Annotated in this window: 12 protein-coding genes and 1 riboswitch; of the genes, 5 read left to right on the plus strand and 7 right to left on the minus strand. The window is 47.6% G+C overall.

All coding sequences use genetic code 11. The annotated features are described in order from the left end of the window. Window positions 1–86: 86 nt before the first annotated feature. From pdxY to OJ16_RS02930, 3 genes are all read right to left on the minus strand, one after another. Window positions 87–950 carry a pyridoxal kinase PdxY gene (gene pdxY / locus OJ16_RS02920; RefSeq protein WP_040987291.1) on the minus strand — a complete coding sequence of 288 codons (864 nt, stop codon included), beginning with the start codon at window positions 948–950 and terminating at the stop codon, window positions 87–89. 286 nt (window positions 951–1,236) lie between these two features. Continuing rightward, complete coding sequence (locus OJ16_RS02925) at window positions 1,237–1,662, minus strand: phosphate-starvation-inducible protein PsiE (protein WP_040987293.1); 426 nt, start codon at window positions 1,660–1,662, stop codon at window positions 1,237–1,239. Window positions 1,663–1,775: 113 nt separating this feature from the next. Further along, window positions 1,776–3,146 (minus strand): NCS2 family permease, encoded by a 1,371-nt coding sequence (locus tag OJ16_RS02930; protein ID WP_040987295.1) that lies wholly within the window; start codon window positions 3,144–3,146, stop codon window positions 1,776–1,778. Window positions 3,147–3,212: 66 nt separating this feature from the next. After that, window positions 3,213–3,312: riboswitch (purine riboswitch) on the minus strand. Window positions 3,313–3,606: 294 nt separating this feature from the next. On the opposite strand from OJ16_RS02930, the gene gmk reads away from it, so the two are divergent. From gmk to recG, 5 genes are all read left to right on the plus strand, one after another. Further along, entirely contained in the window at window positions 3,607–4,230 is a 624-nt protein-coding gene (gene gmk, locus OJ16_RS02935) for a guanylate kinase (RefSeq protein WP_005596953.1), read from the plus strand. 112 nt (window positions 4,231–4,342) lie between these two features. Further along, window positions 4,343–4,615: a DNA-directed RNA polymerase subunit omega gene (gene rpoZ / locus OJ16_RS02940; RefSeq protein ID WP_005596951.1), complete on the plus strand. Its 273-nt coding sequence runs from the start codon at window positions 4,343–4,345 to the stop codon at window positions 4,613–4,615. A 37-nt stretch (window positions 4,616–4,652) separates the two neighbouring features. Then, window positions 4,653–6,773, plus strand: coding sequence for a bifunctional GTP diphosphokinase/guanosine-3',5'-bis pyrophosphate 3'-pyrophosphohydrolase (gene spoT, locus OJ16_RS02945; RefSeq protein ID WP_040987297.1), 2,121 nt, complete (start codon window positions 4,653–4,655; stop codon window positions 6,771–6,773). Window positions 6,774–6,835: 62 nt separating this feature from the next. After that, window positions 6,836–7,519: a tRNA (guanosine(18)-2'-O)-methyltransferase TrmH gene (gene trmH / locus OJ16_RS02950; RefSeq protein ID WP_040987299.1), complete on the plus strand. Its 684-nt coding sequence runs from the start codon at window positions 6,836–6,838 to the stop codon at window positions 7,517–7,519. A 188-nt stretch (window positions 7,520–7,707) separates the two neighbouring features. Beyond that, window positions 7,708–9,786 (plus strand): ATP-dependent DNA helicase RecG, encoded by a 2,079-nt coding sequence (gene recG, locus OJ16_RS02955; protein ID WP_040987300.1) that lies wholly within the window; start codon window positions 7,708–7,710, stop codon window positions 9,784–9,786. A 124-nt stretch (window positions 9,787–9,910) separates the two neighbouring features. Here recG and OJ16_RS02960 read toward each other — a convergent pair whose 3' ends face one another. From OJ16_RS02960 to nfuA, 4 genes are all read right to left on the minus strand, one after another. Continuing rightward, a complete protein-coding gene (locus OJ16_RS02960; protein ID WP_040987302.1) occupies window positions 9,911–12,568 on the minus strand; it encodes a beta-N-acetylhexosaminidase in 2,658 nt (885 codons plus the stop codon). A gap of 574 nt (window positions 12,569–13,142) precedes the next feature. Next, a complete protein-coding gene (gene cysQ / locus OJ16_RS02965; protein WP_040987304.1) occupies window positions 13,143–13,970 on the minus strand; it encodes a 3'(2'),5'-bisphosphate nucleotidase CysQ in 828 nt (275 codons plus the stop codon). Window positions 13,971–13,995: 25 nt separating this feature from the next. Next, window positions 13,996–14,544, minus strand: coding sequence for an ADP compounds hydrolase NudE (gene nudE, locus OJ16_RS02970; RefSeq protein ID WP_040987306.1), 549 nt, complete (start codon window positions 14,542–14,544; stop codon window positions 13,996–13,998). A gap of 256 nt (window positions 14,545–14,800) precedes the next feature. Beyond that, a complete protein-coding gene (gene nfuA / locus OJ16_RS02975; RefSeq protein WP_040987308.1) occupies window positions 14,801–15,388 on the minus strand; it encodes a Fe-S biogenesis protein NfuA in 588 nt (195 codons plus the stop codon). Window positions 15,389–15,429 lie beyond the last annotated feature (41 nt).

Below are 15,429 nucleotides of genomic sequence, written 5' to 3' on the forward strand. Positions count from 1 at the left end.
TTCGTTTTAGAACGACGAAACTAAAAAACGAAGCTTTATAGCTTACCTTTAAAAGTTAGCTGTAAACTAAGCTTTAAAACGAGGCTCTAACGCTCAATCTTTTGCGCCTTAAACGCTGGCTCGTCGGTGCTGGCAACTGCGTCTTGAACGGGAACGATTTGCAGCTCCCATTCATTGCGTTCTGCGGTTTCTTTTAGCACGCTGTACACCGCGTTATTACACAACTCAAACGACAAGACCGCATCGTTATTATTCAAGTAGTGACCCGTAAAGATAGAGGTAATCAAATCGCCCACACCCACTGGTTGGCGAACAAAATCCAGCAACGGACGCGTTACCAAGAACAAGCCCTGCTCACACGCCATCAACATGGTGAAGTCTTGCTTTGATGCGCAATGAAGATGCTTCACTAACACAATTTTCGGCCCCATCGTCAGCGCCAATTGGCAAGCCTCAATCGCACTGTCTAGGTCGTGAATATCCACTCCCGTGAAGCGCGCTAACTCAAACTGATTTGGCACGATAATATCGGCTTTTTTCATCAATCTTTCGCACAGCGCTTCCGTGACTTCCGGGCTCACAATGCAGCCTTTCTCTGGATCACCCATCACCGGATCACAAACATACAACGCTTGTGGATTATGCTGCTTAACGCGCTCAACTGTGGCCAGAATTTCATCCGCTTGCACACCGCTGCCCATGTAGCCTGAAATCACCGTTTTCACTTTACGCGCGGCATCAATATTGATTAAGCCATCCGCCAATGCCGTGATATCCCCTTGCTGCATCACCTTACCCGTCCAACCTTGTGTGTACTGGGTGTGGTTAGAAAACTGCACCGTGTGAATAGGCCAAACGATGTGCCCCAAACGCTGCAATGGGAATACCGCTGAACTGTTACCGGCACAGCCATAAACAACGTGAGACTGGATGGAAAGAATACCTTGCATAACTACCTCAAAAGCGAGCTTTAACGCTCTTAACACTGACGTATCGAGAGTACAGATGACTCACGCTGTGTTTCAAATGCGCATCAACGATATACCCGTCTTATCTTCAAATGCGTGCGGGTAACCCAATTAACTGTAAGTGATTAGTTTGAACCAAAAATGAGATGACGTCATCGCCTAGTGCAGCCGTTTCATCAACTATTCTGATTATAAATCTGTTTCACTCACTAAAAAGCCCCGCAATCGCGAGGCTCTCATCGTTTATAGCTGACCTGTTTACTGCCGGCTATTCGTCTTTTTCCGTTGTTCGACCATCGATATACGGCCAATAGTGGTGCCCCACTCGAATTAACAAGGTCGCGGCAGCTAAAACAAACGCCGCCACTGACAGCCACACAATTAAAATGGCATCGAGCTCTTTCATTCCCAGCGTGATGTAACGAGCAATCGCCATCATCGCAATATAAATTGGGTAACGAACCGGAATTTTACCGTTCATCACAAACTGCTGCACCATGGCCAACACTTCAAGGTAAATGAACATCAGCAGAATGTCGGTCAGCTGTACTCGTCTCTCCACAAACACATGAATAAACTCTTCCACCATGGCAAACAAAGTCGCCAAGGTAATCGCGACCAAAAGAATCGCTTCCAAGATATGGAACACTTTCAAAAATGGACGACTAAACGCCTTAGGAAGATGGGATGGCATGCTTTAAGCTCACGAATAATTAATCTCTAACTGATAATTTTATCACGGCTTTTTGATGAAAGGATGACCCTGTGTGAAACAGGGCCATTTATTTATCGTGTTCGACGACTCAATTACAGCAAAATCAGGTACGCGAGGAAAACAACCGAGAGCGCATAAATCGCCGGATGCACTTCTTTGCCACGACCGGCCACAACCATGGTAAAGCAGTAGCTAATAAAGCCCATTGCCATACCGTTAGCAGGAGAGAAACTCAACACGGTAAACATGATGGTAAAGAAAGCAGAAATGCGTGACTCTTTTTGATCCCAATTGATTTGGCCCAAACGACCAATCATGTAGATACCGACCACGACCATTGCCGGAGCAACCATCGCGGCAGAGAAAATAGAAAACAGTGGGTACAAGAACAACGACAGCATAAACATGCCCGCCACCAATACCGCCGCAAGACCAGTTTTCGCGCCCTGTGAAGACGCAATACCTGATTCAGAGAAGGCCGTAATCGACGTTGTACCCAAAATAGAACCAATCACCGTACCGCCGGCATCCGCAACCAGCGCTGAACGTGCATTCGGCACTTTGCCATCTTCATCGATGATGCCCGCATCACGGCCCACACCAATAATCGTGCTCAAGCCATCAAAGAAATCGACAATCAAGAAGATCACCACGATAAACAGTAAATCAAACCACTTATCCATCGTAATGCCAGACAAATCAAAAATAGCGCCAAAAGTGCTGTCCATACTTGGCGGCATAGAGACGATTTGATCCGGAATTGGCGCGAAATTCGTGCCTAACATCCAGTCGGCCATCACGGTCAAAATAATCGCTGAAACAAACGAAATGAAGGTCGCCAACTTAATGTCACGCACCATGCACCCAAGCGCAATAAAGATACTGATGTAAGCAATCAACACTTGAGGGTTGGCAATATCGCCCATGCTCACGAGAAGAATTGGGTTAGAGACGATTATTCCGGCATTTTTTAAACCCAGAAACGCAATAAACAAACCCAATGACACCGTAATCGATAACTTGAGATCTTCCGGAAGAGATTCAATCATCGCTTTGCGGATATTGGTCATCGACAAAATCAGATACAGCACACCAGAGAGGAAAATACCAAACAGCGCTTCATGCCAAACCACCGCAACCGAGCCACTCAGCAACATGCCTTTGAAAAAGCCATTCATACTCATGCCTGGTGCAAGCATGACCGGATAATTACCCCAAATGCCCATAATGAGAGTCGCGATCGCAGCAGATACCGCCGTTGCCGTAAACACCGCACCTTTATCCATGCCCGGAATGCCGCCCAAAATCGCAGGGTTCACCGCCAGAATGTAGCTCATCGCAAGGAAAGTAATAAAGCCAGCGTACAGCTCAGTGCTAACCGTGGTTTTTCGTTCTGAGATCTTAAAGATCGACTCTAGAATGCCAGAAGATTTCTGGGCTTTGAGGGTAGATTCGACACTCACAATGTAACCTTACAACTGAATAAAATAGAAGATGGGTACACATGCTGATATAGAGAAAGTTCGCCTTAATTAAAGCAAACTTACTGTAGTCACCGAGTTAGGCTCAGCGGTAGAAACATCCGGTCCAAATTACCAGACATATACAGCACGTAATCGTTTGCGCGGATTGTAAGGATTTACCATTAAAGTTCAACGCTTTTTACCGCCTGAATGCGAAATAAAGCAAACGTTTACTTTGTGTGTTGCCCTTAACGCCGTGTTTTTATTCCACTTAACACATATAAAAGGCACCATTGTGCACATTTCTTTTCCTTGTGATGAACCTTGTGATTGTGCTACTCTTCGCCTCCATTTTTCTGACCTATTTTTCACTCTTTACGTGATTTTTCTTGGTCAGTGCTATCTTTAAACTGTCGACTCTTCTTTTCGGCACCATCCAACCAAATGTGGAACGTTACATATGGGCAAAGGTACTCTATATATCGTCTCGGCACCGAGCGGCGCTGGTAAATCTAGCTTGATCTCAGCGATGCTGGAAACCAATCCAACATACGCGATGAAAGTATCTGTATCTCACACGACGCGCGGAATGCGCCCAGGTGAGCAAGATGGCGTGCACTATCACTTTGTGCAAAAAGAACATTTTGAAGAGTTGATTGAAAAATCAGAATTCCTTGAGTATGCCGAAGTCTTCGGTAACTACTACGGTACGTCTCGCGTATGGATCGAAGAAAACCTTGAAAAAGGCATCGACGTCTTCCTAGATATTGACTGGCAAGGCGCTCGTCAAATCCGCGAACAAATGCCTCTTGCACAAAGCATCTTTATTCTACCGCCATCAAATGGTGAGCTAGAACGCCGTCTAAATGCGCGCGGTCAAGATAGCGAAGCTGTCATTGCAAAACGCATGGCAGAAGCAAAAGCAGAAATTTCTCACTATAACGAGTATGACTACGTTATTGTGAACGATGACTTTGATACTGCTCTGATGGACTTTAAAGCGATCATCCGTGCAGAACGATTGAAGCAAGATAAGCAAGCGGCTAAATATAAAGGCATGCTTGACGCTCTATTGGCTGAGTAAGGATCTCCCAAAAGCCATTCACAGATGAGACAACGCTGTGGCTAGAATATAGTCGCGTAAGCCTGTATAATTTCTCGTCATTAAAAATTTTAGTTAACTATTTGGAGTCCTCATGGCACGCGTAACTGTTCAAGACGCTGTTGAAAAAGTTGGCAACCGTTTCGACCTAGTACTGATTGCGGCTCGCCGCGCTCGTCAAATGCAAACTGGCATGAAAGATTCACTAGTGCCTGAAGAAAACGATAAGCCTACGGTTATCGCTCTACGCGAAATCGAAGAAGGCCTGATCACGAAAGACATTCTTGATGCGCGTGAGCGTCAAGAGCAACAAGAGCAAGAAGCAGCAGAACTAGCAGCAGTAAGCAGCATCGCTCACACTCGCTAATCTGACTTTCTCTACAACTCTTTTCTAGGCCTAAAGTTTGTATCTATTCGATAGCCTCAAAGACGTTGCCCAAGAATATCTAACAGAGCCTCAAATTGAGGCTCTGCGTCAATCTTATGTGGTAGCGAAAGATGCCCATGAAGGGCAAACTCGCTCTAGCGGCGAGCCTTATATCATTCACCCCGTTGCGGTTTCTCGTATTTTGGCCGAAATGCGCCTTGATATCGAAACTCTCCAAGCTGCCTTACTTCATGATGTCATCGAAGATTGTGATGTCACCAAAGAAGATCTAGAAGCGCAATTTGGCACAACCGTTGCAGAACTGGTGGATGGTGTCTCTAAGCTGGATAAGCTTAAATTTCGTGATCGCAAAGAAGCACAAGCAGAAAACTTTCGTAAAATGGTCCTTGCCATGGTGCAAGACATTCGCGTTATTCTGATCAAGCTTGCCGACCGCACTCACAACATGCGCACACTCGGGGCTCTCCGCCCAGATAAAAAACGTCGCATCGCCCGTGAAACGCTCGAAATCTACTCTCCCCTTGCCCATCGTCTTGGCATCCACAATATTAAAACCGAACTGGAAGAACTTGGCTTTGAAGCCTTGTATCCCAACCGTTACCGCGTTTTAAAAGAAGTGGTCAAAGCAGCGCGTGGTAATCGTAAAGAGATGATCCAGCGTATTCACAGCGAAATTGAAGGCCGTTTGGATGACGTCGGTCTGAGCGCTCGCGTAGTGGGTCGAGAAAAAAACCTGTTTTCTATCTACAACAAGATGAAAACCAAGGAACAGCGTTTCCATACCATCATGGATATCTACGCGTTCCGTGTCATTGTCGATGCCGCGGATACTTGTTATCGCGTGCTTGGCCAAGTACACAGCTTGTATAAGCCACGTCCAGGTCGCGTAAAAGATTACATCGCGGTACCGAAAGCCAATGGCTATCAATCTATTCATACTTCAATGGTTGGCCCTCACGGCGTACCGGTTGAAGTGCAGATCCGTACCGAAGATATGGATCAAATGGCAGACAAAGGTGTCGCCGCGCATTGGGCTTACAAAGGCAATGGCGATCGCACTGGCACCACCGCACAAGTGAAAGCTCAGCGTTGGATGCAAAGCCTACTTGAGTTACAACAAAGCGCTGGCAACTCATTTGAATTTATTGAGAACGTAAAATCGGATCTGTTCCCAGATGAGATTTATGTTTTCACACCGAAAGGCCGTATCGTTGAGTTGCCTGTGGGCGCAACGGCGGTGGATTTTGCTTATGCCGTACATACCGATGTGGGCAATACCTGTGTAGGCGCACGTGTCGATCGCACGCCTTACCCTCTAAGCAAATCACTGAAAAACGGTCAAACGATTGAGATCATCTCCGCTCCGGGCGCGCGTCCAAATGCGGCTTGGCTCAACTATGTCGTTACCTCTCGTGCTCGCACCAAGATCCGTCAAGTATTGAAAACCATGCGTCGTGAAGAGTCGATCACTCTTGGCCGTCGCTTGCTCAATCATGCTTTGGGTGAACTTTCTGTCTCTGACATCAGCGAAGAAAACATCAATCATGTATTGAAAGATCTGAAAATCAGTACCTTACAAGATCTGCTGGCTGATATTGGTTTGGGCGAACTGATGAGCATTGTCGTCGCTCGCCGTCTATTGGGCGATGCTGACGAATTAACGGAAGTGGAATCCACCAGCGACACGCCGAAGAAGAAAATGCCAATTCGTGGTTCAGAAGGTATTTTGCTGACGTTTGCCAATTGTTGTCATCCAATTCCCGATGACTCCATCATTGCTCACGTTTCTCCGGGTCGTGGCCTTGTGGTGCACCGTGAAACCTGTCCAAACGTACGTGGTTACCAACGTGAACCCGATAAATACATGGCGGTGGAATGGTCAGATAATTACGATCAAGAGTTCAGCACCGAACTTCGCGTCGATGTACAAAACCGTCAAGGTGCATTGGCTGAGCTGACCAATGTGATATCCAAAACGGGATCGAACATTCACGGTCTTTCAACCGAAGAGCGCGATGGCCGTTTGTATACCGTGACGGTCTTACTGACCACCAAAGATCGTGTGCACTTGGCGAGCATTATGCGCCGCATTAAATCGATGCCGTATACGCTCAAAGTACGCCGTCGTAAGAACTGATTGTATTCTCTTTACAGGCCCTTGAGACAACCCTCTCAAGGGCCTTTCTTTTAGAGTGAATTATGAATTTAGAACGCTATAACCGTATTCAACAAGTCCTCAAAGCCCGTCAAACCGATCTGACTTTCTGCTTAGAAGAAGTGCATAAGCCGAACAACGTATCTGCCGTCATTCGTACCGCCGATGCAACCGGCATTCATAAAATCCACGCCGTTTGGCCAGCCAAAATGCGCACGCTTACGCACACCTCCGCAGGTGCGCGTAACTGGGTTGAAGTGGATACGCATACAAGCATTGATGACGCAATTGATGAGTTGAAAGCACAAGGCATGCAGATCTTAGTCACCAACTTGTCGGAGACTGCGGTCGATTTTCGCGAGATTGACTACACCAAACCAACGGCCATCATTTTAGGCAGCGAAAAAGTTGGGGCTTCTAAGCGTGCCAAAGAACTGGCTGATCAAGACATCATCATCCCGATGATGGGTATGGTGCAATCGCTCAATGTCTCGGTGGCGAGCGCGGTGATCATGTATGAAGCGCAGCGCCAACGAGAAGCGGCAGGCATGTACAATCGTGAAACCAGCCCGCTCTCAGAAGAAGTGATTCATCGCGTCTTATTTGAACGTGGCCATCCCGTCCTAGCCAAAGTCGCGAAGCGCAAAAAGATGCCTTATCCACCATTAGATGACGAAGGGCAAATCGTCGCGGATGAGGCTTGGTGGGCAGAGATGCAAGCCAAATAGAACATTCACGTGTCAACCACAGCACGTATAGAGCTCGAGAACGCATCGTAGATAGTATGCTTCGATAACATGCGATGCGTCTCTCGGCTGACTATCCCTCACTGACCCCCTGTCGCCCTCACTTTCCCCTGTACAAAAACACAGCCAAATGGTTAACTATCTTTATCTTCGTTAACGAGCTTTGTGTTATGTCTCAACTTCTTTCTGCTATTCCTCTTACTTCACTGACGGGCGTTGGTGCCAAGGTGGCCGAGAAGCTCGAAAAAGTTGGCCTCAACAGTGTGCAAGACTTGCTGTTCCACCTGCCGCTACGTTACGAAGATCGCACTCGAGTTTATCCGATGATAAAACTGCATGCCGGCCTGTGGGCGGCGGTGCAAGGTAAAGTGATGAGCGCCGATACCCTGTTTGGTAAGCGCAAAATGCTGACGGTAAAAATCAGCGATGGCAACGGCACGGTGGCGCTGAAGTTTTTTAACTTTACCGCCGGGATGAAAAACAACTTTGCTGAAGGCAAAACGGTGCATGCCTTTGGGGAAATCAAGCGCGGCAATTTTGGTTTGGAGATCGTCCATCCAGATTACAAATTCTATGCGCCTAACCAGCCAGCCGAAATAGAGCAAAGCTTAACACCGGTTTACCCAACCACTGAAGGCTTGCGTCAACTGACCTTACGCAACTTAACCGATCAAGCCTTAGCGTTATTAGATAAAGCCGCGGTGCAAGAGTTGCTACCAAGCGGGCTTTATCCACATCAAACGACCCTTGCTCAAGCACTGCATACCATCCATCGACCAACGCCAGATATCGATTTGGCCCTATTTGATGAAGGTAAGCACCCCGCTCAAGTTCGCTTGATCATGGAAGAGCTACTGGCACAAAACCTATCTATGCTGGCCGTACGCAGCAAAGGCCAACAAGATGTGGCCATTGCACTGCCCGAAGTCCAGCAACTAAAACAGCAGCTACTGGCACAACTGCCCTTCTCTCCGACCAACGCTCAAGCACGCGTCGTGAATGAAATTGAACAAGATCTCGCGAAACCACATCCCATGATGCGCTTAGTGCAAGGCGATGTGGGCTCAGGTAAAACCTTAGTCGCGGCACTCGCGGCCGTGCGCGCGATTGAACACGGCTATCAAGTCGCTCTTATGGCACCAACCGAACTGCTCGCCGAGCAACACGCGATCAACTTTGGCCATTGGCTTGAATCGATGGGGATCAAAGTAGGTTGGCTGGCCGGAAAACTAAAAGGCAAAGCCAAAGAAGCACAATTAGCCAGCATTGCCAGTGGTGAAGCCAAAATGGTCGTTGGCACTCATGCCTTATTCCAAGAACATGTTGCCTTCCATAACCTGGCTTTAGTCATCATTGATGAGCAGCACCGCTTCGGTGTTCATCAGCGTTTAGAACTGCGAGCTAAAGGCGAGAAACAAGGCAGCTTCCCGCACCAGTTGATCATGACGGCGACGCCAATCCCACGCACCTTAGCAATGACGGCTTACGCCGATCTAGAAACCTCCGTGATTGATGAGCTACCACCGGGTCGCACCCCAATCCAAACCGTCGCCATTCCCGATACTAAGCGCGATGACATCGTCGAGCGGGTACGCAATGCCTGTTTGAACGAAGGCAAGCAAGCCTATTGGGTATGTACCTTGATTGATGAATCGGAGGTACTCGAAGCGCAAGCCGCGGCCGATACCGCCGAAGAGCTGCAACGCATTCTGCCCGATGTCAAAATCGGCTTAGTGCATGGCCGCATGAAAGCGGCAGAGAAACAAGCGGTGATGAAGGCGTTCAAAGACAACGAATTGCACCTGCTCGTGGCCACAACCGTAATTGAAGTCGGCGTGGACGTCCCCAATGCCAGCTTGATGATCATAGAAAACCCAGAGCGCTTAGGTCTGGCGCAATTACACCAATTACGCGGCCGTGTAGGCCGAGGAACCGTTGCGAGTCACTGTGTACTGCTGTATCACTTACCGCTGTCGAAAACGGCTCAGAAACGCTTAGGTGTACTAAGAGAAAGTAACGACGGCTTTGTGATTGCACAGCGTGATTTGGAAATCCGTGGTCCGGGTGAATTACTGGGCACCAAACAAACGGGCATGGCCGATTTTAAGATTGCAGACTTAGTTCGCGATCAGCGCTTGATCCCAGAAGTTCAACGCATTGCGCGCCACATTCACGACCAATACCCGCACAATGCCAGCGCGATCATCGAACGTTGGTTGGGCGAGCGTGATATTTACGCCAAAGCTTAACGACAACCCTCGCGATCAAAGCACAGCGTTAAAACCTTCCTTTCTATTGGGCTTGAACCAAAAAAAGACCCTGCATCACGCAGGGCCTTGGCTTACCAACAACATAAATTCTTGGGTTCAGTAATTATTTCACTGATGTCACACGACTGGCTTTCTCACCGGTGGCCGATACCGAGCGAATGAAGACTTCACCCATCACGGCTGGGCGTTGACTGTCTGCGTAAGTTAGCCAATTTTCGCCATCGATTGAGTATTGCAGCTCAATACCTGGGAACGCACTGTTCATGGCTAACTTGCCGTTTTCAATTTTCGCACCCGGTACTGGTAGACGGTAATCAATGCCCGCTTTTTCCAGCTTCGCCAATTCACGTTGACCAAGTACGTTCGCAAAGCGGTTGTAATCTTGATTACGTGCTTCTTTATCAACTAGGTTGGTGTTTTGCGAGTATTCAACGCCCACTTGGTAGTCGTTTTCCCACTCAGCTTCATGCCAAGCACGCTCAGCGGCAGCTAGTACGCGAGGGAAGACCATGTATTCGTACTGCTCATCAGTACGCACCGTTTCAGACCAAAGTTGCGCTGACAAGCCGTAGAACGGTTTCGCTTCAATGGTGCCTTTACCCGTGAAACCATTGCCATCACGGTCCAATGAGGTTTCCGCGTTTTGTGGCATGTTTTCCGGTGCAAAACCAAACATCTTGCGTGTATCGGTTGCACGAGTTGCCCAGTAGTAACCGCGCTCTTGAGGATCCGCTTCGTAAGGCATATCCATGTAAACGTAATCTGGGTTAGAGACAATTACGTCATAGCCTTTTTCAGACCATTCGTACACTGAAGACGTACCGCCCCAGTAAAGAACATCCCAGAAGTTTACGCGGGTATTTTCAGTTGCGAAGGCTTTCTCGCCACCTTCACTGTATTTCAAACCATCTTGCCAAGCTTGGAAGTTAGGGATGCCTTTTGCTGCCACAATCTTCGACACTTCTTCGGCAAAGTAACTTGGTAGATGGCCGTAATCGCTCACCGTACCGTTTTCAATTAGGGTCTTACATTGTGGTGACTTCGCGAATGGCTTGTCTTGTTGAGACAGGTCAATCGTGCCTTTCCAGTTCACTTTCTCTTCTGCGTTTACATCTTGGAAGCCTGCGCCCAATTTGATGTTCTTCGCTTCATCGCCACCAAAGTGCCATGTAGTGAGAGGGGCGCCCGCTTCTTGGTGCATTGCCGCCACTTCAGAGATCACTTTGTCAACAAAGCGGGTTGAAGAATCAAGACACGGGTTGATAAAGCTGTGCTTATCGTAGAACTGAACCGTCGTGACGTTCGAGCTATCTTGCGGGTCCATCAAACGGTATTCGTTCGCTTGTTCTGTTTGGCCTGCCGCCATTAAGCGATCGTAACGCGCTTCCATTGAAACCACTGCAGAACGCGCGTGCGCTGGCATGTCGATTTCAGGGATCACTTCAATGTTACGTGCTTTGGCGTATTTCAGAATTTCAACATAATCGGTTTTGCTAAAGTAGCCTGAACCGAAGTTATCTGAAGTAGGACCAGAACCTAACTGTGGTAACAGACATTGTTGCTCATCAAGGTCAAAGCAACGCTGGCCGCCGATATCCGTTAACTCAGGAAGGCCTGGAATTTCTAAACGCCAACCTTCATCATCGGTTAAGTGAAGGTGTAGCTTGTTCATCTTGTAAGCCGCCATTTGGTCTAGCGTGGCGAGAATCGCGTCTTTACTGTGGAAGTTACGCGCCACATCCACCATGACACCACGGTAATCAAAGCGCGGCGCATCGATGATGCGGATTTGTGGCAATGTTGCTTCTTCGCCCATCAAGCCATCAGCCAAACCGAAGATAGATTGCACGCCGTAGAACAGGCCAGCTTGGTCAAACGCGACAATCTTGATGCCTTGCTCGCCAATCACGAGTTCGTAAGCACCTGCTTTGGCTAAATCTTCTGGAAATTCACTCGGTACAATGCTGGTCTCAACCGCAAGCTCACCCGCTAGGTTGATGTCCAATAATGCGCCGCGTGCTTGTAATGCTTTGAATTGTTCCGCGCTGAATAAGGTGCTTGGTAGCGCAAGACCTTGAGCAAGGCTCACTGAACCGGTACCCGCTTCAACATGCAGTGGGGTTGGCAGTAAGGTCGTTGAGACATCTTGCTGAGCAAGATCCGCGTTCTTCTCAAAGCGCGTTACGGCATTAGCAAAAACGTTGTTGTCATCGGGTGTGCGTTTTAGGTTGTCACCTTCAAGGCCAGAAACAAAACTAGCAACATCTTCCGTATTCAGTGATGCGATCATCTTTGGCTGAGCATCAGGAGCGGTCACAAATGCACCCGGCATAAAGTCGGTCGCAAATAATTGCCAGTACTCACCAATCAAACCCAACTCGACTTTTTCGCCAGCCGCAAAGCCATCAAACTTATCCGTAGGTTCCAGCTTATGTAGATCCCCCGTAATACGAGTGACTTTAAACTGCTCATTGTCGACGTCTAAGATTAAACGAATGCTGTGGAAGTAAATTGCCCACTCTTTTGAGTCAACGGCTGCGCCTTGGTTATCTAAAGTCATGATAACTTTATTGCACGATGCCCACTCCGCACCGAGGTTTTCACATGCGAGACCATCGTTCGCACCGTGATTAGTCATGACTTGATAGTTGATATCTAAGTTATCTGCTAGTGAATCTACCACGCTTTGTGGGCTCTGCAGCGAAGAACAACCGGCCAAAGTTGCTAACACTGAAACTGCGATCATAGTTGGTTTCAACATCTTACTTACCTTGTGAACACTTACCGAAACAAGCAACCAAAACGGCTGCGCTTACCAAAAAAAGTACATCCAATGACGTCAAAATATAGGGAGTTATTTTTCGCAGTAAAATTAATCGATAGGATTCGGTGATCCAGTTCAAATTGGCCGAAATCAGAAAAATATAAAAAGTTTATTTTCAATAGGTTACGAGGCACGTCAAAATCATTAAAAATCTTTTGACGATATTTCTGCGATCTAAATCACTACCGTTGATACATCAATCAATAACTTAAGTCGTTCATCGCTCTATTTACCAGCGCTCAAAATGAACTCACGTTAAATTTTCTCAGCAAAAACGTGAATAAGATCGCCATTTCATCATCGTCAAGGCTCGTCAATATTGCTGTTTTGACAATTTTTCTCATGAGTAATAACAAGTCGCTAAACCTTTGAATGCCCAAAGTAAGTCATAAAGATGGCCATCGGCGATAACATTCAGGCATAAAAAAGCCCGCCGAAGCGAGCTCATTCATCATTATCCGATATCGAGGCCTATGCCTATGCCTATGCAGAGAGACAGGCAATTCATGACCTAATCTTTCACCAGTAAGATGTCATGCCACGGTAATTGCTCATCACCCAAGACGATAAAGTTCGGGTTCTCTAACGTGTCACGCTCATTGTAAGAGAGCGGCTCAAGCAAAGTACTCAGAATACGCCCACCCGCCTCTTCAACGATACACTGCGTTGCCGCCGTATCCCACTCACCAGTCGGACCTAAACGTAAGTAACAATCCACCGCCCCTTCGGCCACCAAGCACGCCTTCAACGCCGCAGAGCCCAATGGCACCAAGTCGTAGTTCCACGCACTACTCATGCGCTCCGTAATACGATTGATGTCTTGGCGACGACTGATGGCAATCGCAATCGGCTGCTGCGGACCTTCATGCTTATGCGTGGTGATACGCACATTTTCGCTCATATCTGGAATCTTCCATGCGCCTTTGCCTTGGTAGGCATAGTAAGTCACCCCCGAAACTGGCCCATACACCACACCCATGATCGGCTTGTTATTTTCAATTAAGGCAATGATGGTCGCAAAGTCCCCACTACGGGCAATAAACTCTTGCGTACCATCCAGCGGATCCACCAGCCAATAACGATCCCACTGTGAGCGTTGTTCCAAGCTAATATCCGCCGCTTCCTCCGATAACACGGGAATATCAGGCGTGAGTTCAGACAACTTCTCGACGATGAACTTATGCGCAGCAAGGTCGGCACTGGTAACCGGAGTTGAGTCACTTTTGGTGTACGCTTCGTACTGCTTGGTCTGATAAATATCTAAGATCAGTTGACCTGCAGTACGTGCAATGTCAATCACAGCGGGAAGATGGTGAGAAAGGTCAGGGCTTATTGGCATAATCGTTCCTTGGGCGACGCACTTATTATGATTTTAGATAGCGTAGAGCGAGCATCAATGCGGTAATACTGCGCGCTTCACAAAAGTCGAGATGGGTCAGCAGTTCTTCTGCTTGTGCCAATGGCCAACGCACGATCTCTAATGGCTCAGGCTCATCCCCCAGCAATTGTTCCGCGTAGAGCTCTTGGCCAATAAACAGCGTCATCTTGCTTGAGAAATACGATGGCGCGAGGATCACCTCTTTTAATGGCACCAAGTTGTGAGCACCAAAACCAATTTCTTCTTTTAGCTCTCGATTCGCTGCCTCGATGGCGCTTTCACCAAGATCGATTAATCCTTTAGGAAAACCTAACTCGTAGCGCTCGGTGCCAGCCGCGTATTCACGCACCAGCAATAAATCACCTTGTTCGGTGACCGGCACAACCATGACCGCATGGCGATCACTCGGACGCATACGTTCATACACACGTTCTTCGCCATTGCTAAAACGTAAATCAATCGCTTCAATCGTAAACAGTCGAGATTGCGCGACCGTCTGCTTAGCCAGAATTTCTGGTGGTGTCCGTTTGGCCACAATGTTTCTCCTTCTCTAAGCAATAGATTCTTAATATATGAGAAGACAATACGTTAAACCAGTTTCTCAGCCGTCTTATTTTGAGAAAACCGAATCAATCGCACTATATCTTCCTTCTCTATCTCCGTCCGACTTAACGTTGTGTGGGTATATTCTGTAGGTATGCACATCATTCAAACGGCAGATACAAAAATGGAGCTCTAAGAGCTCCATCTATCCATTCTTCAATCATCACTCACGTGGGATTGGTGACGCATTAGTAGTAAGAGTGCTCACCACGGTCATGCTCAGTCGCATCACGAACCGCGGTTAGTTCGCCTTCAAACTGTTGCAGTAACTCTTTTTCGATGCCATCTTTTAGTGTCACATCGACCATTGAACAACCGTTACAACCGCCGCCAAACGCAACAATTGCGATACCGTCTTCAGTGATTTCAACCAGACTCACGTGGCCACCGTGACCCGCCAGTTGTGGGTTAACTTGAGTTTGGATCGCGTATTCAACACGCTCTACAAGCGGTGCATCGTCCGACACTTTACGCATTTTTGCGTTCGGTGCTTTCAATGTTAACTGTGAACCCATCTTATCCGTAACGTAATCAATTTCTGCATCGTCTAAAAATGGCAGACTTAGCTCATCTACATACGCAGATAGCATTGGGAATGTCAGTTCAGTATCAGTAGCTTCTACAGCTTCTGGCGGACAATAAGAGACACCACACTCAGCATTTTGAGTGCCTGGGTTTACCACGAACACACGAATATTAGTGCCTTCAGGCTGCTGTGCAAGCAACTTGGCAAAGTGTTCTTGAGCGCTTTCAGTAATAGTAATTGTATTTGACACGACGAATACCTGAGTAATTTTGTAGGCTATTTGTTCACCAT

The organism is Vibrio renipiscarius (genome assembly GCF_000827885.1).
Taxonomy (GTDB): Bacteria; Pseudomonadota; Gammaproteobacteria; order Enterobacterales; family Vibrionaceae; genus Vibrio; species Vibrio renipiscarius.